We start from the raw sequence: 20,511 nt of genomic DNA, 5'->3' as shown, positions 1-20,511 counted from the left end.
TCTAACAACGAAGGTGTTTACTTCGCCCCTTGCCCTCTGAGTCGTTAGCTTAAAAACCAACTCTGCATTGCAACCTTCGATAAGGGATCGTCATCATGTTGCACCTTGATTTGGCACCCAAGCTAACGAATGAACAAAGGACCTTGAAGGATAACAGGTATAGAAGTAATAAGTATCAAGAGAAAAAGTTATTGAGGAATGATAATTAAGTTAAAAACATCAGTGTTTAATAACCGATTTAACCATGAATAATTGGTTAACAATTAGTGATTAGCTTTCTACAATGAATAATTTACTTATCTTTGTAGAATCTCTTTTAAACGTCATCAGAGATTAGCCAGAAAACCTGACTAATCTACCATTGGTTAATCGTTATAATGTTATGCATTTTTCAGATGATGGAGAGTCACCAACGCTATTAGACGCACTAATACGGTAACAATAGGTTTCACCCGCTTGAACATCTAAATCATCGTATGATGTGGTATTTTCAGCAACATAATACGTTTCTCCATAATCGACTTCAGACTCCATACGGCGTTCAATGATAAACTCTACTTCATTATCAGAGTTATCGTCCCATGTTATATTTAAATTTACAGTTTCATCTTCAATAATAGGCGTAGAAACAAGTCCTTCATCCGATTCTGAATTAGAATCGTCTGGGATAATTAACTCGTCTGCCACAGATTCGGTTGTCGGAAGAAAGGAAAATATATCATCGACATCAATATCCTCGTCTGTTTCATTTGTAGTCACAATATCTTCATTAGCATTTTCTTCAGAGGAGGAAACTACAACTTTTTCCTCTGTAGTCATATCTTCTAAAGTCGATTCTTCAGATGTTTTTTCCTCTACAGCAACAGAGTTACTAGAGCCTGAAGAACCACCACAAGCGTATAAGAAAGTTGAACACAGTAATAGTGTCGTTCTAAGTATTAGGGGGTTTAAAATCATCAGTTTTGTCTCCAACAAAATTGATGATCCAGAAATTTTTATATATAACAGAAGAAAAACAAAGAGAGGTATGTTGTATCATCGCCTCGGTAACTCCGCTGCCATTGACGTTAGTCTACAGGCCGGTGGTTTTGCGTATTAAGGTTTCCCTTAACTTGCCTTTTTCTAGCTAATAATATTGCAATTACTGAATCAGGTGCATAAATGCATTAGTGCATTAGATTGTTTATAAATTAATTAACCTTGATTATAGAGTCAGAATCAGAAAATATAAAGAGTTAGTTCGATTTATAATCAAAAATCAGTGTAAAAATAAAAAAAACATCATAATAAATATATTATTTGCTTCTCAATAAAGTCTATTTATCTAATACTAACGTCTATTTTATCGCCTTTTTATTAAGGTAATAGTTAAGCAACAAAGCAACTAGCATGATCGACGCACCAATACTAAGCCTCAATAGATTAGCGTCTTTATTCCAAATAATAACATTGACCGCAATACCGGCAGGAATCAATAAATTATTCATTATCGCGAGTGTTCCTATATTGACTAACGTAGCCCCTTTATTCCATCCAAAATAACCTAAACCTGAAGCAATGGTGCCTAAGTAGATAAGGACTCCCCATTGTGTGATGGTAGTTGGCAACTTATCTACGTTACCAAATAAAAGATAACAAAGCGTTGCCACACAAAGCGCGCCGACAAAGAACCAACCAAATACAGTTTTATGGTCAATAGTGCTATTAACCATTAAACGACTATAAGCCACCTGCCCTATCGCAAAGCAAATGTTAGCACCTTGCACTAATAACAAACCAAACCAAAAATCTGAATTAATATTTTCATAACGTATCGTAATCGCTCCAAATACAGCGATCACAGCGACCAGTAGAAATCGAGGATTAAAACGTTTACTCATCACATCATTCAATAAAGTCACATAAATTGGCGTCATTACAGTGAAAAGTAATACTTCAGGGACCGATAAATACAAGAAAGAATGATAGTAAAATATATACATCATGCCTAACTGTACTGCGCCAATTAACATGATTTTAAAAGCTACTGCACCCGGTATTTGTTTGATTTTGAGGAAGGGTAAAAACAATAGTGTCGCCAATGCAATACGTATAAACACACTAAACCAAGCATCTACTTGGCCCGCTAAATAAACACCAATCAAGCTAAATGAGAAAGCCCAAAGCAACGTCACTGATAATAAATAACCCATACAAAAATCCATTTTAAATAATTAGGTCGCACAGTTTACCGCATATATTGAAAACAGCTAGTGTATTGAAATAGTGAGTTTAGGTAAGTTATAAAATCAATCTATAGACAAGGATGCGCTGATGCTAAGAAAGTGAAATAAGCTTCAGCTTTAATTTAAAAATGGCGCTATTTAATCCAAAGGGAAAATAACAGTCAGTTTAATGTCACTATCTGAAAATATACTCTTATGTGATGATGTGATTTATATTAACAAAGGGAGATAATCATAATGACTGACCATTTACAGAGCACCGGAAAGTGAAACGATATATAAATGATCAGATTATCCTAACAAGTTAAGTCTGTAGAGACCAACTTTAACTGCTTATAACCATCGCAATAAATAACACAACACTCAAAGAAACAGAGACAATAGTTAACTGGCGTAGTTTTGGTAACTGTAAGGCCATCATAAAACCTGAAATAATTATTAACAGTAACCCAATAGCAAAGGCAGTCGCATAGACTTTAAAAGGAGTCCCACCTTTTGCTTTATGTAATTGTACAAATTGTCGGTACCAACTAGTCTTTTCTATTGTTAGTGTCGCAATTAGTGGCTGAAATGTAGGCGCTAAAGTAACATTAATATCTGAGCCGCTCCATTCGAGCTGAAAAGCTGAACCCATTTTTTTGATTTTCGCTTTACCCGATGGCATCGCCACATCTTGTTTTTTCAACTCATTTTTTGCTAATACCATGAGCTCTGTGAGCTCACCTTGGATTGGCTCCTTAAGATGTAACTCCTGAGTCGTTTTCTCATAACCACCTTTTATACCCCAAGTATAAAGCGCACCAGTCACAAAAAACATGATCGCCACTGGCAAGATAAAGGCGGCTAGCAATGCATGAATTTTAATTAATAAAGAACGATTTATTATTTCCATTAGTCATTTCCTCTGATTTTATTATTATTATTTTACGCGGCTGTAGAATAACTCATTTGCAGCCTACTGATTTAAATCAGCGAGCACAGTAATTTACATTTGCTTGATATTCAATGCGTTTTTCTATTTTAGTCATTAATGGAATAAACAGAGTTATAAATGGTTTCTGGCAATAATGTAATAAAGGTATCGGTGTTGAAGGTTATCGATGTGAGAGCTTGACCTTGGGTGAGGTAAACTATTCTTTAACTTAACTGTTTAAAAAGCTAGTTAAAAAGTTAAGTTAAAAAAAGGGCTCTGAAAAAAAGCCCTTGGTTTGAATTAAACAAAGGCTAAAATAATTTTATCAACAAATAAGGTTAGCTAGGAAAAGCAAAGCTTGCACCTTCTCTTACGCCACTTGATGGCCAACGTTGTGTGATGGTTTTACGTTTAGTGTAAAACTTAACACCATCTGGGCCATAAGCATGTAAATCGCCAAATAATGAACGTTTCCATCCACCAAAGCTGTGGTAAGCAACAGGCACAGGTAATGGCACATTAATACCCACCATACCCACCTCAATATTGTCAGAGAAATAACGAGCCGCTTCACCATCACGGGTGAAAATACAAGTGCCGTTACCATATTCATGGTCATTGATTAACTGCATTGCTTGTTCCATCGTCTTTACACGCATAACTTGTAACACCGGACCAAATATCTCAGCTTTATAACTCTCCATTTCAGCTTCAACTTTATCTATTAAAGTTGCACCAACAAAATAGCCATTTTCATAACCTTCTACTTTCAAGGCACGTCCATCAACAACAATATCAGCCCCCTGTTGCTCGGCACTATCAATGTAACCGATTACTTTTTCTTGATGCTGTTTTGTAATTAAAGGGCCAAAGTCATTATCAGTATTATCAAATACACCCACTTTTAACGCTTTCATCGAAGCCGTCATTTTTTCAATCAAGTCATCGGCCGCTTTATCACCGACTGCAACAACCACAGACAATGCCATACAACGTTCACCAGAAGAGCCAAATGCAGCACCTAATAGCTGATTAGCAGCATTATCCATATCGGCATCAGGCATAATAATCGCATGGTTTTTAGCGCCACCTAATGCTTGGCAACGTTTTCCGTTAGCCGTTGCTTTAGTATAAATGTGTTCAGCAATCGGTGTTGAACCCACAAAACTAACCGCTTTAATACGAGTATCTGCTAATAATGCATCAACGGTTTCTTTATCACCATTAACCACATTCAAGACGCCTTTTGGTAAACCTGCTTCATGTAATAACTGTGCAATATATAAAGTGGCGCTCGGATTTCTTTCTGAAGGTTTTAAGATAAAGCAATTACCACATACAATCGCTAACGGAAACATCCACATCGGCACCATCGCAGGAAAGTTAAAAGGCGTAATGCCAGCAACCACGCCTAAGGGTTGTAATTCGCTCCATGAATCAATATTTGGCCCTGCGTTCTTACTGTGTTCACCTTTTAATAACTCCGGTGCCCCACAAGCATATTCAACATTCTCAATGCCTCGCTGTAACTCACCAGCAGCGTCATGTAAAATTTTACCGTGCTCTTTACCTAACAAATGGCAAATTTTATCTCTATTGGTTTCCAACAACTCTTTAAATTTAAACATAACACGAGCACGTTTTAAAGGCGGTGTATTACGCCATTCGGGAAAGGCTTTCTGTGCCGATGCAATAGCGAGTTCAACCGTCTCTTTAGAAGCTAATGCAACTTGCGTTGCCACTGCACCTAGCGCAGGGTCAAAAACATCTTGAGTTTGATCATTGTCATTTACTATTTCGCCATCAATAAGGTGGCCTACTACTTGTGTCATAAAAATCTCCATGTGGCTATTGATGCCAACTCGTTTAATTTTCTAAGCTATTTCATTAAAAGTTTCGCCAAGTGCATTGATCAGAGAATCGATCTCTTCTTTCTCACTGGTAAAAGGCAAACCTAATTGAATCGTTGCACCGCCATAACGGACATAAAATCCTTTTTCCCACATTTTCATAGCAATTTGATAAGGACGTAATGCCGGTTCACCAGGAAAAGGTTCAATGCTAAAACCAGCGGAGAAACCATAGTTTCTAATATCAGTAACATACTTACAGCCCTTTAAGCTGTGCACTGCATTTTCAAAATAAGGACTAAGCGCTTTAACGCGTTCAACTAGTTTGTCTTGTTTCAATATATCTAAGGCTGCAATGCCAGCGGCACAAGCCACGGGATGAGCTGAATAGGTATAGCCATGAGGGAACTCAACCATATATTCAGGACCACCTTGGTCCATATAAGTATCGTATATTTCTTGTTTCGCAATTACCGCGCCCATTGGAATAGTGCCGTTCGTCACTTGCTTAGCAATGTTAATAATATCTGGCACAACACCAAAAGCTTCAGCACCTGTGTTTTCGCCCATGCGACCAAAGCTACAAATAACTTCATCAAAAATAAGTAGGATATTATTTTGGTCACATATTTCACGTAAACGATTTAAATAACCGATAGGAGGCGGCATAACACCGCCCGATCCAGATAACGGCTCAACGATCACAGCGGCAATATTAGAAGCATCATGTAGTGCAATCAGCTCTATTAATTCATTGGCTAGTTCAGCTCCTGCTTTAGGTTGACCTTTGCAAAATAAATTTTCAGGTAAGAGTGTATGGCGTAGATGATCTGCTTCCACGGCAGGACCAAACAAAGCACGATTACCACCAATGCCACCTACTGAAATACCACCGAAATTACTGCCGTGATAACCTAAACCACGTCCAATTAATTTAGTTTTACTGGCCATGCCTTTTTTACGCCAATAACCACGGGCCATTTTTAATGCCGTTTCAGCCGCTTCAGAGCCCGACCCGGTATAGAAAACTCGATTAAGTCCCTTAGGCATAAAATCAGTAATTTGCTCTGCAAGTTGGAATGATTTTACGTGGCCAAATTGAAAGCCTGGTGAGTAATCTAATGTTTTTAGTTGCTCACTCACTGCTTCAGCTATCTCTGGTCGACCATGCCCTAAACCACAGCACCATAGCCCAGATAAACCATCGAATATTTGTCGGCCTTTTGAATCAGTATAATATTTACCTTGTGCAGAGGTAATAATGCGCGGGTCTTTTTTAAATTCACGGTTGCCTGTGTAAGGCATCCAATGTGCATCGAGTTGGGATTGAGTAATGCCACTGTTTAGTTGTTCATTGTTCATTGTTCACCTCAAAATCAATTGATTAACGTCATTTTTATTTACCCTGTGGTCATTCATTGTGCTGTTGATTTCTTTAACATCGCATAACATCACAACAATACCAATCTAAGTAATTGCCTCAATAAAGCTCGCTGTTTATGCTTCTTCTCTATGAGGGTTACGCACATCTTCCATCCAGTTCATATATGGCTGACCCGTTGAACGTTCATCCATAGTGATACAATCATCAACTGGGCAAGTAATTTCACATAAATTACATCCCACACAGTTATCATCAATAATGCCAAAGGTGTTGGTGCCATCATCATTAGACGTCACCGTAATAGCTTGATGCGACGTATCTTCACAGGCTTGATAACAACGACCACAACCAATACATTTATCTTCATCAATAGTTGCAACCACTTTGTAGTTCATGTTGAGCTTTTTCCAATCCGTTGTATTGGGTACCGCTAAACCTTTAAAATCATTGATATTTTCATAACCTTTACTGTCCATCCAATTTGATAGACCTTCTTTCATTTCTTGAACAATGTTAAATCCGTAAATCATCGCTGCCGTACATACTTGAACAGAGCCCGCACCCAATGCAATAAACTCAGCCGCATCTTTCCAGTTGCCAATACCACCGATACCAGAAATTGGCAGACCAGCTGTTTCAGGGTCACGTGCAATCTCACTGGTCATACTCAGCGCAATCGGTTTGACCGCTGGACCACAATAACCACCATGGGTACTTTTACCATCCACCATCGGACGCGCAGACATCGCATCAAGGTCGATACCAGTGATTGAATTGATAGTATTAATTAAAGAAACAGCATCCGCACCACCGCTTTTAGCAGCACGAGCAGGAAGACGTACATCGGTAATATTCGGTGTTAATTTAACAATCACTGGCATGTTACTGTGCTGTTTACACCATCGAGTGACCATTTCAACGTATTCAGGGACTTGTCCAACAGCCGCACCCATACCACGTTCAGGCATACCATGCGGACAACCAAAGTTGAGCTCAACACCATCCGCCCCCGTTGCTTCAACCAGTTTAAGAATACGTTTCCAGACTTGCTCTTCACAGGGCATCATCAAAGACACCACTAATGCGCGATCTGGCCAGCGCTTTTTAACTTCTGTAATTTCACGTAAATTGATTTCTAAACTACGGTCGGTGATTAATTCAATATTATTAAAACCTGAGACATCACCGTTATGGTCGTAAAGAGCAGAGTAACGAGAAGACACGTTTACCGCTGCTGGGTCTTCACCTAATGTTTTCCATACCACTCCCCCCCACCCTGCTTCATAGGCACGTTCAACGTTATACGCTTTATCTGTTGGCGGCGCTGATGCCAGCCAAAATGGATTAGGAGATTTAATACCTACGAAGTCAATTGATAAGTCAGCCATGTTATTTCTCCCTGTTATGCACTAAGTGCTTTATTAAGTGCAGCATTAATTGGTGCAATAGTTGATGTAGTCGGTGTAGTGATTGAGGCATTAAGTTGCTCATTAATCGCGATTGCTGCTAGCTTTCCTTGCTGTACAGCTTCAACGGTGAGGTCTTGTCCCACACCAGTACAATCTCCACCAGCAAACACGCCATCGACACTGGTTAATTGATTATGGAAAGTGGCAATTTTTCCGTTACTAATAGTAGGAATTAATTGCTCAGTTTCTGGGTAAGCCATTTTTTGACCTACCGCTTTAAAAATCGCACTACACGCAACATCAAACTGCACATCACCGCCCTTAAGCTTGCCATCTTCTAAATAGGTTTTACGAAAGCTCATGCCTGTGACTTTACCGTTATCATCGACATCGATACTTTCTGGCTGGCTCCATGTTTTGATTCTGACTTGATGATTCTTAGCAATTTGTTGCTCATGCTTTGTTGCACTCATTTGCTCTTCACCACGACGGTAAACCAACGTCACTTCTTCTGTGCCTAAACGTTTTAACTGACATGCGATATCAATTGCTGTATTACCAGCACCAATAACAACCGCACTATCTTTGGGAATGTCTAACTGTTTGAGATCCGTTGCTTGACGTAGCTCTTTAATGTAATCAACTGAGTTAATCACCATCTCATTATCTTCGTTATCTAAATACAATGATGATGTGTCTTGTAAACCAATACTTAAAAACACAGCATCGAAATCTTCTTTTAATTTATCGAGGGTAATATCTCTACCTAATGCCGTTTCATAGTGCACAGTGATACCGCCAATACTTAAAATGAAATCAACTTCTTTTTGTGCAAAGTTTTCAGTCAATTTATATTTAGCGATACCGTACTCATTTAAACCGCCGGCTTTATCTTCGGCTTCAAAGACGTCTACATCATTACCTAATAATGACAAACGATGAGCACAACTTAAGCCTGCGGGTCCTGCACCCACTACCGCGATTCTTTTACCTGTCGATGCTGCACGTTCAAAAGGATGCCCATCGAATTCAGCATTATCGGTTGCGTGACGTTGCAACAAACCAATTCTTACTGGGGCTTTCTCTTCTTCTTTATTTCTAACACAAGCCTGTTCGCAAAGAATTTCAGTAGGACAAACTCGCGCACAACTGCCGCCCATTATATTTTCTTTGTAAATGGTTTTTGCAGCACCCGTCAGGTCATCTGCGTGTATACTAGCGATAAAACTAGGGATATTAATTTTAGATGGGCAAGCTTTAATGCAGGGAGCATCGTAGCAATAATAACAACGAGAACTTTCAATGCCGGCTTGGCGGGCACTGAGGGCGGGGTTAATATCTTTAAACATTTGATTTAATGCCAGTTGTTGCTGCGAATAATTTACTGAATTGTCCATATTCATCACGATGATCTCTCCTGTTGGTAATTAATGATCAGCCAGTGTCTAAGTGTTCATTTACGTTTGAGTTACAATTAAGACAATGCAATCAGCAAGCCAACTAACTGACCACGGGGTCAACAAGTTAGATCAAAAAACAAACTAACAGTTAAGCTTTTGTTTTATATGAAATAAATATGAATATAATTTTTCTTAGATTTAACCGATCAAAAAGAGAATAATTATCACTATTATTTACAAATAAAAATATGAGATGATGTCGCACCATGAAGTATCCGATTGCGACATAACAGTGCAGAGAAAACTAAATGAAAGAAAATAAAAAAGTCAGTACCACACGTCGTAAATCAGCAGATATTCGTAAAGATAATCTGCAGCTTATTCTGTCTGTCGCAGAACAACGCTTTGCTGAATATGGATATAATGGCACCACTATTTCATCTATTGCAGAACAAGCACAGTTGCCAAAGTCTAATATTCTCTATTATTTCAAAACAAAAGAAGTGCTATATAAAGAAGTCTTAATTCAAATTTTAAAAATTTGGTTAGTGGATATGGAGGGGATGAGTGCAGATCAACACCCAAGGGAAGCGCTTAGACACTACATTATACTCAAAGTAAAACAGTCTAAAGATCACTCAAATGCATCACGTATCTTTGCTTCAGAGCTTCTACACGGCGCACCTTTCTTACGTGAAAAGCTACAAACAGACTTAAAAGATCAATTCATGAAAACCTGTCAGGTATTTCGAGAATGGATAGCAAAACAATGGATGAACCCAATCAGTCCGGAGCATCTATTATTTATGATCTGGTCATCAACCCAAGCATATGCTGACTATGGTCTACAAAGCAGTATTTTGATGGGCAAAACTGAATTAGAAGAAAGTGATTTTGAAACAGGAGCAGAATTGATCACGCAGGTCGTATTAAAAGGCTGTGGTGTGAAGTTACTTTAAAGCGATTTAAATAAAATAACAGTAAGTTAATTAATTTAGCTAACTTACTGTTATTTAATATATTATCGTTAATATTATAGATAATATTAACGATATAAAATAAATTATATAGCCTACACCACTTCTGCCATTGTCAGCATCGCATTAAGTAAAACTGAACAGCCCCCCTCACACTCTTCTTGTGTTGTACTTTCAATTTCATTATGGCTAATCCCATTTAAACATGGCGTGAAAATCATACTTGTTGGTGCGAAATCAGAGACATAACAAGCATCATGCCCAGCGCCAGCAATAATATCCATGTGGCTGTAGCCCAAGTCAGCAGCGGCTTTACGCACTGCACTTACACATTCAGTGTTAAAGTGAATAGGCTCGTAATACCAAAATGGGTCCAATTCCACAGAAACACCAGTGGCTTCAATTTCAGCGATTGCTTCTGTTAATGCTTTATCCATCAAGGTTAACTCACCATCAATAGGATGGCGTAAGTCAATACTCATAGAAATTGAACCCGGAATGGTATTACGGGAATTAGGGGTAACTTGCATGAATCCAACAGTGCCACAACCTGGAGGATGTGCTTTAGCAATTTCCTCTACCTTCAATACCAATTGTGAGCTGGCAATTAATGCATCGTTACGTAAATGCATCGGTGTAGTACCTGCATGTGATTCACGGCCCATGAAGGTTGCATTATACCAACGTTGCCCTTGTCCACCTGTCACGATACCGACTTGTTTTTCTTCTGCTTCTAGGTACGGCCCTTGCTCGATATGTGCTTCAAAAAAGGCATGGAAGTCGCGCCCTGTCACAGGTGTTTCACCAGCAAAGCCTATACGTTCCAATTCATCACCTAAACGTAACCCATCTACATCAGTTTTATCTAAAATTTCTTCAAGGGTAAAACGTCCTGATACGACACCAGAGCCCATCATCGCTGGCGCGAATCGAGAGCCTTCTTCATTTGTCCAGACAGATATTTCGATGGGATGCTTAGTTTTAATGCCTTGATCGTTCATTGAACGCACTACTTCTAAACCCGATAACACACCATAAACCCCATCGAACTTGCCACCGGTCGGTTGTGTATCGAGGTGACTGCCTGTGCCTACTGGCGGTAAACTCATATCTTCACCAGGACGCGTACACATTATATTGCCAATGGCATCAACCTTAACAGTACAGCCAGCTTCCTCAGCCCACTTTATATAGAGTTCCCTTCCTTGTTTATCTAAATCAGTTAAGGCTAAACGACAACAACCACCTTTTACTGTACCGCCTATTTTCGCCATTTCCATCAAACTATCCCATAGACGATCACTATTAATTTTTAAAGCTTCCATGATTGACTCCAATAAAGTTGAATTAATCTACATTCCAAAAAACATAATCAATTAAACATAATGCAAAATACTGACCAACAGGACAGGAATATTTAATTTTACTTAAATGCCGTATTTCAAAGGCTTTGAGTACCATAAAATCAATTAGGTTTTATATTAACCGAAAGTAGTACAAATTTAACGCACCAAATGAGGGAGTAAATGCGCTAATAATGAGCAAGGTGCTCTTTAAATATCGACAACACCATCAACAATAACAACCACCCAATGAATTAACACACTAGCAAACACGCTGACTCACAACAAAAAGTAGTCCAATTGGTCAACTAGTTTGTTATTGGCTTGTTAATTGCAACCGCATAAAGAGACATATTTATCGTTATAAAAATAATGGTTATAAAAGATTTTTTGTAACCGATGACGATAAAAAATATTTCATCGAGATGCAGCAACCCACTTTTAGCATCTTAACTATTTTAAAAAGTGCAATATCGGCACTACCATGGAGGATTGAGTGATGATGAATTTATTAATAAAAGGCGGCAAATTAGTTAATGCAGATAACAGTATTTTTGCTGATGTTTATTGTGAGAATGGAATCATTAAAGCGATAGGTCATGACCTCGAGATCCCTGACGATACAGAAATAGTCGATGCGACAGGTAAACTCGTTATGCCAGGCGGCATCGACCCACATACACACATGCAACTCCCTTTTATGGGCACAGTGGCCAGTGAAGACTTTTATTCAGGTACAGCAGCAGGTTTAGCTGGCGGTACCACTATGATCATCGACTTTGTTATTCCAAGTCCACAACAACCATTAATGGAAGCTTTTGAAACATGGAAAGGTTGGGCATCTCGCTCGGTAGCTGATTATTCGTTTCACGTAGCGGTGACATGGTGGGATGATTCAGTTTCAGATGATATGAAAACCTTAGTAGAAGAAGAAGGTGTTAATAGCTTTAAACACTTCATGGCTTACAAAAATGCAATCATGGCTGAAGATGAAACTTTGGTAAACAGCTTTAACCGTTGTTTAGAATTAGGCGCAATGCCAACAGTGCACGCAGAAAACGGCGAATTAGTGCATCACCTTCAACAAAAAATGTTAGCTGCTGGTATTACAGGCCCAGAAGCTCACCCTCAATCAAGACCGCCAGAGGTCGAAGGCGAAGCCTCTAATCGTGCTATTCGTATTGCACAATCGATCGGCATTCCGCTGTATTTAGTACATGTTTCTTGTAAAGAAGCGATTGATGAAATTGCACGCGCAAAATCTGAAGGACAACGAGTTTATGGTGAATGTTTAGCCGGCCATTTAGAATTAGATGACAGCGTTTATAGTAACCCTGATTGGGCAACCGCTGCAGCACATGTCATGAGCCCTCCTTTCCGCCCTAAAGGTCACCAAGAAGCATTATGGAAAGCGTTGCAAGGTGGTACGATTCAAACGACTGCCACTGATCACTGTTGTTTCTGCGAAGACCAAAAAGCCATGGGCAAGGATAATTTCACACAAATACCCAACGGCACAGCAGGTGTTGAAGACAGGTTAATGGTGTTATGGGATTCAGGCGTAAACAAAGGACGCTTAACAGAGAATGAATTTGTAGGGGTTACCTCTACGAACACCGCTAAAATATTTAACCTTTATCCTCAAAAAGGTTGCATAGCCGTTGGCTCAGATGCAGATATCGTCATTTGGGATGCACAGAAAGAGCATACCCTTTCCGCTAAAACACATCATCAAAAAATCGACTTCAATATCTTTGAAGGTCGCACCGTCGTAGGTTCTCCATACATCACAATTAGCCAAGGGAAAGTGGTGTTTAAAGACGGAAAATTAAACGTGAAAGAAGGTGCTGGACGCTATATTAAACGCCCTGCTTTCCCTACTATTTTTGAAGCGGTCAATAAATATAACCAAACAAATGCACCTTATAAAGTTGAACGTTAATCTGCTGGTTAACAAGCTCAATAATTCACAACATCAAAAATGAGTAAGATAAAAAATTAACAAGATAAGAGAGGTAATATGTTAGCAGTTGCAGAACAAACCACACTGACAGAGCCGAGCCTAACTGTTAAGCCAAAACGCGAAATGATATCTGTGCAGGATTTATCATTAGTTTTCCCAAGTAAAGACGGTGATGTACACGCGTTATCTAATATTAATTTAAGCATTAAGAGTGGTGATTTTGTCTCTTTTATTGGTCCTTCCGGTTGTGGAAAAACCACTTTATTACGTGTCATTGCAGATTTAGAACGCCCAACATCAGGTAGTCTTAAAGTAAATGGCACCGATGCAGAAGATGCGCGTTTAAATCGTTTATACGGTTATGTTTTTCAAGCCCCAGCATTATTGCCTTGGCGAAATATAAAGCAAAATTGTGCACTCCCGATGGAAATATCAAAACAATCAGATGCTCATAAGAATAAGCAGATTGATAAATACCTACAGATGGTTGGGTTACAAGACTTTCACAACAAATTCCCTTGGCAGCTTTCAGGTGGTATGCAACAACGAGCTTCGATAGCACGTGCGTTATGCCTTAACCCAGACCTATTACTAATGGACGAACCTTTTGGTGCACTAGACGAAATAACCCGTGATCACATGAATATTGAGTTACTCCGTATTTGGAGTGAAACACAAAAAACCGTGGTGTTTGTGACGCATTCCATTGATGAAGCCGTTTTGCTCTCAACGCATATCGTAGTGATGTCGCCACGTCCAGGACGAATATTAAAAGTCATTGAGAGCCCGTTACCAAGACTTAAAACACTGGCATTAAGAGATAGACCTGAGTTTCATGCATTAGCCAGTGAGATTCGTTCTGCACTAGCACATGAGCATGCTATCGACTAGTTTCCAGTCTAAAGGAGTAGACAAGAATGAAGCAAAAAATATTCTCTTTTGTCAGTTTGTTCATCATAGTGATCGCGATATGGTACCTCGCTGCGTTAATTATGAATGGCAATCAACTGATCAATAACTTGGAACGAAAAAACCAAGAGTGGACTTATCAACAAGTCATATCTCAAGCCTATGAAGTTAAAAGGCCAATGCTACCTGCGCCACATCAAGTGGGTCAAGAGTTGATCAAATCGATAATTGATAAACCGGTTACTTCTAAACGCTCACTTATTTTTCATGCACAAATAACCCTTAACTCCACCTTATTAGGCTTTGTATTTGGTTCGCTACTCGGCATTTTAATTGCGGTCGGTATCGTCAACAATAAAACCTTAGAGTCGAGTTTAATGCCTTGGGTAATAGCTTCACAAACTATCCCAATCTTAGCGATTGCGCCAATGGTTGTGGTGGTGCTCGGTGCAATTAATATTACCGGTGTGATCCCTAAAGCCATCATATCCATGTACCTGTCCTTCTTTCCCGTCACGATTGCCATGGTGAAAGGACTACGTTCATCAGACAAATTACACGAAGAATTAATGCATACCTACAGCGCAAGTGCCAAAGACATCTTTTGGAAACTACGTTGGTATTCCGCACAACCTTACTTATTTGCGAGTTTAAAAGTAGCGATTGCAGCGGCATTAGTGGGGGCGATTGTGGCAGAACTTCCAACAGGCGCTCAAGGTGGTTTAGGGGCGCGCTTATTAAGTGGCTCTTATTACGGACAAACGGAACAAATATGGGCTGCATTAATTGTCGCTGCGACGTTAGGGTCGATATTAGTTTGGTTAGTGGGACTTGCTGAAAAAGTATTATTACGTCGTCGAGGAGAACTTACTCATGCTTAATTCAACTAAACCGAATTCGTTTATGTCTCAAAGCATAAAGAACGCCGTTTATATTGCCTTAATATCATTACAGGTGATCATCGTCGCCAGCAATGAAATTGGTTTCTACAAAAGCTTACCGCTGCTGATTTTAGTATTAATTGCAGCTGCTTTCAGTATGGCGATGTTACTAGGACAATTGACGAACTTAGAAGGAAAGCACAAGTCGATTAAAGTACTTATTCCAAGCTTATTTGCTTTTATGCTGCTACTAACTTGGGAAAGTATTATTAAAGGGTATGCCGTTTCACCTATTTTAATGCCCGCGCCGAGTAACATATTTAATGCCTTAATTAATAATATTCCAATGTTATGGGCTGATTTTAAACAGACATACTTAAAGGCGGTATTAGCAGGCTACATCATAGGCTGTTCATCGGGATTTATCGTTGCACAATGGGCGGTCAGAAACCAAGCTTTACGAGATGCTTTAATGCCTTTAGGTAACTTTATGTCAGCTATTCCAATTGTTGGGATCGCACCGATCATGGTGATGTGGTTTGGTTTTGACTGGCAATCTAAAGCCGCCGTGATCGTCGTAATGACCTTCTTTCCTATGTTTATTAATACACTCACAGGCTTACAGTCAACCGATGCATTACATAACGATTTAATGCATACCTATGCGGCTAAAAAATCACAAATATTCTTTAAAAATCAATTACCCCATGCCCTACCGTTTATTTTTAATGCTTTAAAGCTTAATTCTGCTTTGGCATTAATAGGCGCCATTGTAGCCGAGTTTTTTGGCACGCCAATTGTGGGCATGGGATTCAGAATTTCGACTGAAGTTGGTCGAATGAATATGGACTTAGTATGGGCCACGATTGTGGTGGCCGCTATCGCGGGTTCATTAAGTTATGGGGCACTTGCCTTATTAGAAAAATCATTACTGTTTTGGCACCCCTCGTACCGAGAAGGTAATAACAGTCGTTAATGTCATCCTATTAATAGAAAAGGGAATACACTATGAAAAGAACGCTAATCACACTCGCAACAGGTGCCGCTTTATTGGCATCAAGCTTCAGCGCTAGCGCAGCGGACAAACTCACATTGCAACTTAAATGGGTTACTCAGGCGCAATTTGCAGGTTATTACACGGCATTAGAAAAAGGCTTTTACAAGGACGAAGGACTAGATTTAACGATTAAACCAGGAGGCCCAGATATTGCACCCGCTCAAGTGTTAGCAGGTGGTGGTGCCGATGTGATTGTCGACTGGTTGCCTTCTGCTTTAGCCACTAGGGAGAAAGGTCTTCCAATGGTTAATATTGCACAGGTTTATGCAAAATCGGGCATGATGTTAACCTGTTTAAAATCAAGTGGTATTAAAACTGCCGCTGACTTTAAAGGCAAAACATTAGGTGTTTGGTTCTTTGGTAATGAATACCCATTCTTAAGCTGGATGTCTCAACTAGGTTACCCAACCACTGGTGGTGACGATGGCGTAACCGTACTTAAACAAGGCTTTAATGTTGACCCCATCTTCCAAGGACAAGCAGATTGTGTTTCAACCATGACCTATAACGAATATGGACAAATCATGGACGGTGGTTTAACACCAGAAGAGCTAGTACTGTTTAAATACGAAGAAGAAGGCGTAGCAACCTTAGAAGATGGTTTATACGTTTTAGAAGAAGATTTAAAAGACGCTAAAAAAGTAGAAAATTACGCTAAATTCTTAAAAGCGTCATTGAAAGGTTGGAAATGGGCAGCAGAACATCCTAAAGAAGCCGCAATGATCGTATTAGAATACGACGATACGGGCGCACAAACAGAACATCATCAAACGCGTATGATGACTGAAGTGGCAAAACTATTGGGTTCAGGTCCAGAAATGGGTTACTTAGATCCGGTTGCTTTTGATCGCACTGTGGATATTTTACTTAATAGTGAATCAGCACCCGTTATTACTAAAAAACCTGTGAATGCTTATTCGCATATTGTATTTGATAAATACAAAGAGCTTTAATATTTATTTAAAAGCTTAAGTGAAGGTGAAGTAAAGGTTAAATAAAGCCTGATTAAGCTTTCATTAAAAGTAATTAAAAACACCGAACCTAATACGTTTGGTGTTTTTAATTTAACTGATTGTAGTGGTCTAGTTCGATAATAAAGCTTGGATAAATACTTATCTATTATTTACCTGTTATTTGCCTTTTATTTACCTGTTACGTACCTGCTAATGGCTTAATAGTTTTGATCGATAGTACGAAACGTTAAATTAATACGCGCTGTAATGACTTTCTTAGTGGGTGGTAATCGATGTAACCAATGGGTTTGTGTTTCACCCTTCATCACTAATAAACTACCATGTTGTAAAAACAGTGAGGTAGTTTCTTGACTCACTTTATGCTTAAAAGAAAACTTACGCTCTGCACCAAAACTTAATGAAGCAATCGCCCCATTCTTTTGCAAGTCTGTTTCACCATCATGGTGCCAAGCCATCCCCTCTTCGCCATTACTATAGAGGTTTAATAAGCAGGAATTAAACTGATGTCCGGTTGCTTCTTCTACCCTCTTTTTTAACGCTAACAACTCAGGTGTCCAAGGTAAGGCCACTTTCGTCATGTTGGAATAAGTATAATTAAAAGATTCATTAGCATACCAAGCGACCTTTCTCTTCGTCACAATCACTTCACCTAGTATATTCGCTTGGTCATGCTTCCATTGGATGGTGTTAAGCAGCACATCAAAATAATCATTGGCTTCTTCAAAAGGAATTAACAATCCATGATACTCAACAACACCATCGTAATTGATGATATTAATAGGCGAGTCTTCAAGAGCTGAAAATAAGTCCATGTTGTACATTTTACTTCCTATTTAAGCTTATTTATTAAGAGCGGTTGGGGATTTAGTCATAGCGTAGGAAAGTGTAGAGAATTCTATGTACTGCTGCAATTTTAAATAAAGAATGAATAGCTAAGAACGATAAAAAAGTACTATTAAAAAGCCTATTAGCAAAAAAGACCTATCAATAAAAAATGACTGATAGGTCTTAATAATTTAGAAGTATAGCCCAAAAGGTAGCAAACTTTCGCTTTCCACCTTTGGTACTTTTATGTTTTATACTTCATAGTTAATAGTTAAGGCGTTACTGACACTTCAATCGGTGTATAGCAAACAGATGATGAGGCTTCTTCGCCGTACAAGCTAAGCGAGTCTTCTGCGCAAATATCTTGTGAAACACCTAATCGACCATCACTACCAGAGCCCCAAGCATAAACAATATTATCTTCACTTACTGCAAAGTGGCTAGAGGTATTTGCACTTATTGAAACAATAAAAGGTGCATCTAAATCAGCGACTTTGACTGGTTGAATAGAGATTTGACGTTCGATACCTGATTCATCAACCTCATAACCATTACCAAAATAACCTGTTCCCATATCACCCCAAGAGTAAACATCACCATTTAAGCTAATCGCCTGCGCATTACGACTTCCACCTTGGAAACCTATAATTCGGTCACTTCCCATAGCATCAGATCCTGTCGACAAGTTAACAATCACTTCAGGTATTAATATATTTTCAATATCAGATATTTTATAAATAGTACCGCTCACTGTCGGTGTACCTTGTGCTAATGCACCAAAACCGTTGTAGCCCCAGCCATAAACTGTACCCGCATTATCTACCGCTAAGCCAAAATCAGCTCCAGCTTCAACAGCAATAATATCTTTACCTTCTAATATTTTTAATGGGGTCGAACGATCCACACTAACACTGCCGTCACCAAGCTCACCGTTACTTGAGTTATTTCCCCAAGAGTAGACATCACCATTTTCAGTCAAGGCATAAACATGATGATCACGTACTGCAACATCAACAATCACTTCATCTTCTGGAATAAGTACTAAACCAAACGTATTTTGATCGTCAGATGACTCCTCTGAGCGACCTAATTGTAGGTTGCCGTTACCACCCGCTGAATAGACTTTCCCTGAACGTGTAACAACATAACTACTGGATGTCCCTGACGTTGCATAAACAGCCAATTCTTCATCGGGTAAAATCACTTCAACAGGTGTTGTAACAGGACTTTCATTGCCAGTCCCTAGCTCACCGCTATAATTGGGACCGAAAACAAACAATCTCCCTTCGCTAGTCACTAACGCACCATCAACTTGATCAGTAGAAACGCTGTTGAACGTTAAAGTGTCATTAGTTAACGTCATCCAACCAGAATTTGCATTATAAAGGCCGTATTGGCGTGCAATATTACCTTCGATATAACATTCATTTTCTTCATCGGTTAAAGTATCTCTGCCTTCTTCATCAAGCTCAGTACCAGGCTCAAGATCTTGGTCAGATTCACGACCTAATTTATTGCGTAACTCACTACCACAATAACGGCTAGGTGATTCTGCATAAACAATACCCGCATAGTTTTCACCGAAACTAAAAGGCTTTCCTTCAGCCGATAACCCTAGAGTATGGTGGTTGCCAGCAGACATCATGATTGTGTTATCAACGTTCATCCATTTCAAATAAGCATAAACTTTAGCGTCCCCTAATCCATTGGTAATCTCTGAGTATTCAATATCAGAAATACTAGCAAACTCAGCACTCGCCTCATTTAACCCAGTCGTATCCAATGTTAGTCCGTTATAAACATCGTCGTCATCATCAAGCGCGATCATCGCTTTTAATAATTTAACCGTTTGAGTTTCTTGAAACCTTTCTTCTCCCACTAAAGAAGCCAACGTTATTTGATCGCTAGCTTCAACAGCCGAAAGACTATATTCACCTAAACTAAAGGTAATACTCTCGCCATTTCGATATTCAAATGAACCTAATTCATCAGTCGTACCAGAAAGCGTATCTGTTTGATAATTTACCCCTGAAACAGGCACATTTAATTGCCCACTCACTATTACTGCTTCTTCAGTCGTTGTGTCATTACAAGCTGCCGTTAAAACAGCAACAGAACACAGTACAAAAGCTTTCGTTAATCTAATATCCATATAATTCTATTTTACACCTTAAAGTAAATGATAATCACTCGTATTGTATTTTATACAATATATTAAATCCAACTTTTTATTGATATAAAATCAACAAGTTAAAAAACTATCCAAATAGGGATATAGGAAGTAATAATCAATAAAAAGAAGTTAACAACAACTTAAAGGAAATGAAGAAGTGAATAGCGAATGGACTATAAATAGATTACAAATAAGTTAAGTAGAGATGAAAATAAGGCTAGTAACGAC

General features: G+C 39.0%; 16 protein-coding genes and 1 riboswitch. Of the genes, 6 read left to right on the top strand and 10 right to left on the bottom strand.

Annotated elements, in window-relative coordinates; all coding sequences use genetic code 11:
* Positions 1-372 precede the first annotated feature (372 nt).
* The 7 genes from SP041_RS02265 to SP041_RS02235 form a co-directional block, all read right to left on the bottom strand.
* On the bottom strand, positions 373-957 hold the full coding sequence (locus SP041_RS02265; RefSeq protein WP_025565494.1) for a fibronectin type III domain-containing protein: 585 nt from the start codon (positions 955-957) through the stop codon (positions 373-375).
* A gap of 85 nt (positions 958-1,042) precedes the next feature.
* Positions 1,043-1,127, bottom strand: a riboswitch (cyclic di-GMP riboswitch).
* Between the two features lie 210 nt (positions 1,128-1,337).
* Entirely contained in the window at positions 1,338-2,192 is an 855-nt protein-coding gene (locus SP041_RS02260) for a DMT family transporter (protein WP_025565495.1), read from the bottom strand.
* Positions 2,193-2,550: 358 nt separating this feature from the next.
* Positions 2,551-3,117 carry a PepSY domain-containing protein gene (locus SP041_RS02255; protein ID WP_025565497.1) on the bottom strand — a complete coding sequence of 189 codons (567 nt, stop codon included), beginning with the start codon at positions 3,115-3,117 and terminating at the stop codon, positions 2,551-2,553.
* A 359-nt stretch (positions 3,118-3,476) separates the two neighbouring features.
* Positions 3,477-4,970 (bottom strand): CoA-acylating methylmalonate-semialdehyde dehydrogenase, encoded by a 1,494-nt coding sequence (locus SP041_RS02250; protein ID WP_025565498.1) that lies wholly within the window; start codon positions 4,968-4,970, stop codon positions 3,477-3,479.
* 42 nt (positions 4,971-5,012) lie between these two features.
* Positions 5,013-6,350, bottom strand: coding sequence for an aspartate aminotransferase family protein (locus SP041_RS02245; RefSeq protein WP_025565499.1), 1,338 nt, complete (start codon positions 6,348-6,350; stop codon positions 5,013-5,015).
* Between the two features lie 135 nt (positions 6,351-6,485).
* The gene (gene preA, locus SP041_RS02240; protein WP_025565500.1) at positions 6,486-7,760 is read right to left on the bottom strand and encodes an NAD-dependent dihydropyrimidine dehydrogenase subunit PreA; all 1,275 of its coding nucleotides are present in this window, start codon (positions 7,758-7,760) and stop codon (positions 6,486-6,488) included.
* Positions 7,761-7,774: 14 nt separating this feature from the next.
* Complete coding sequence (locus tag SP041_RS02235; protein WP_137297353.1) at positions 7,775-9,184, bottom strand: NAD(P)-dependent oxidoreductase; 1,410 nt, start codon at positions 9,182-9,184, stop codon at positions 7,775-7,777.
* Between the two features lie 305 nt (positions 9,185-9,489).
* On the opposite strand from SP041_RS02235, the gene SP041_RS02230 reads away from it, so the two are divergent.
* A complete protein-coding gene (locus SP041_RS02230; RefSeq protein ID WP_025565502.1) occupies positions 9,490-10,140 on the top strand; it encodes a TetR family transcriptional regulator C-terminal domain-containing protein in 651 nt (216 codons plus the stop codon).
* Between the two features lie 113 nt (positions 10,141-10,253).
* On the opposite strand, the gene SP041_RS02225 is transcribed toward SP041_RS02230, so the two are convergent.
* The gene (locus SP041_RS02225; RefSeq protein WP_025565503.1) at positions 10,254-11,483 is read right to left on the bottom strand and encodes a Zn-dependent hydrolase; all 1,230 of its coding nucleotides are present in this window, start codon (positions 11,481-11,483) and stop codon (positions 10,254-10,256) included.
* Between the two features lie 517 nt (positions 11,484-12,000).
* Here SP041_RS02225 and hydA point away from each other — a divergent pair.
* The 5 genes from hydA (at position 12,001) to SP041_RS02200 (ending at position 17,264) form a co-directional block, all read left to right on the top strand.
* Positions 12,001-13,443 (top strand): dihydropyrimidinase, encoded by a 1,443-nt coding sequence (gene hydA / locus SP041_RS02220; RefSeq protein WP_240791403.1) that lies wholly within the window; start codon positions 12,001-12,003, stop codon positions 13,441-13,443.
* Between the two features lie 78 nt (positions 13,444-13,521).
* A complete protein-coding gene (locus SP041_RS02215; protein WP_025565505.1) occupies positions 13,522-14,355 on the top strand; it encodes an ABC transporter ATP-binding protein in 834 nt (277 codons plus the stop codon).
* A 26-nt stretch (positions 14,356-14,381) separates the two neighbouring features.
* The gene (locus tag SP041_RS02210) at positions 14,382-15,254 is read left to right on the top strand and encodes an ABC transporter permease (protein WP_025565506.1); all 873 of its coding nucleotides are present in this window, start codon (positions 14,382-14,384) and stop codon (positions 15,252-15,254) included.
* On the top strand, positions 15,247-16,230 hold the full coding sequence (locus SP041_RS02205) for an ABC transporter permease (RefSeq protein ID WP_240791402.1): 984 nt from the start codon (positions 15,247-15,249) through the stop codon (positions 16,228-16,230). Before SP041_RS02210 ends, SP041_RS02205 begins: the two co-directional genes overlap by 8 nt.
* A gap of 32 nt (positions 16,231-16,262) precedes the next feature.
* Positions 16,263-17,264, top strand: a complete 1,002-nt coding sequence (locus SP041_RS02200) for an ABC transporter substrate-binding protein (protein ID WP_025565509.1) — start codon at positions 16,263-16,265, stop codon at positions 17,262-17,264.
* A gap of 218 nt (positions 17,265-17,482) precedes the next feature.
* Here the strand turns inward: SP041_RS02200 and SP041_RS02195 are convergent, their stop codons facing one another.
* Together SP041_RS02195 and SP041_RS02190 are read right to left on the bottom strand one after the other, a co-directional pair.
* Entirely contained in the window at positions 17,483-18,106 is a 624-nt protein-coding gene (locus tag SP041_RS02195; RefSeq protein WP_205961149.1) for an alpha-ketoglutarate-dependent dioxygenase AlkB, read from the bottom strand.
* Between the two features lie 275 nt (positions 18,107-18,381).
* Entirely contained in the window at positions 18,382-20,262 is a 1,881-nt protein-coding gene (locus tag SP041_RS02190) for a hypothetical protein (protein ID WP_025565511.1), read from the bottom strand.
* Positions 20,263-20,511 lie beyond the last annotated feature (249 nt).

The sequence above is a fragment of the Psychromonas sp. SP041 genome, assembly GCF_000470315.2.
Classification (GTDB): domain Bacteria; phylum Pseudomonadota; class Gammaproteobacteria; order Enterobacterales; family Psychromonadaceae; genus Psychromonas.
This window is presented reverse-complemented; position numbering and strand designations above follow the sequence as displayed.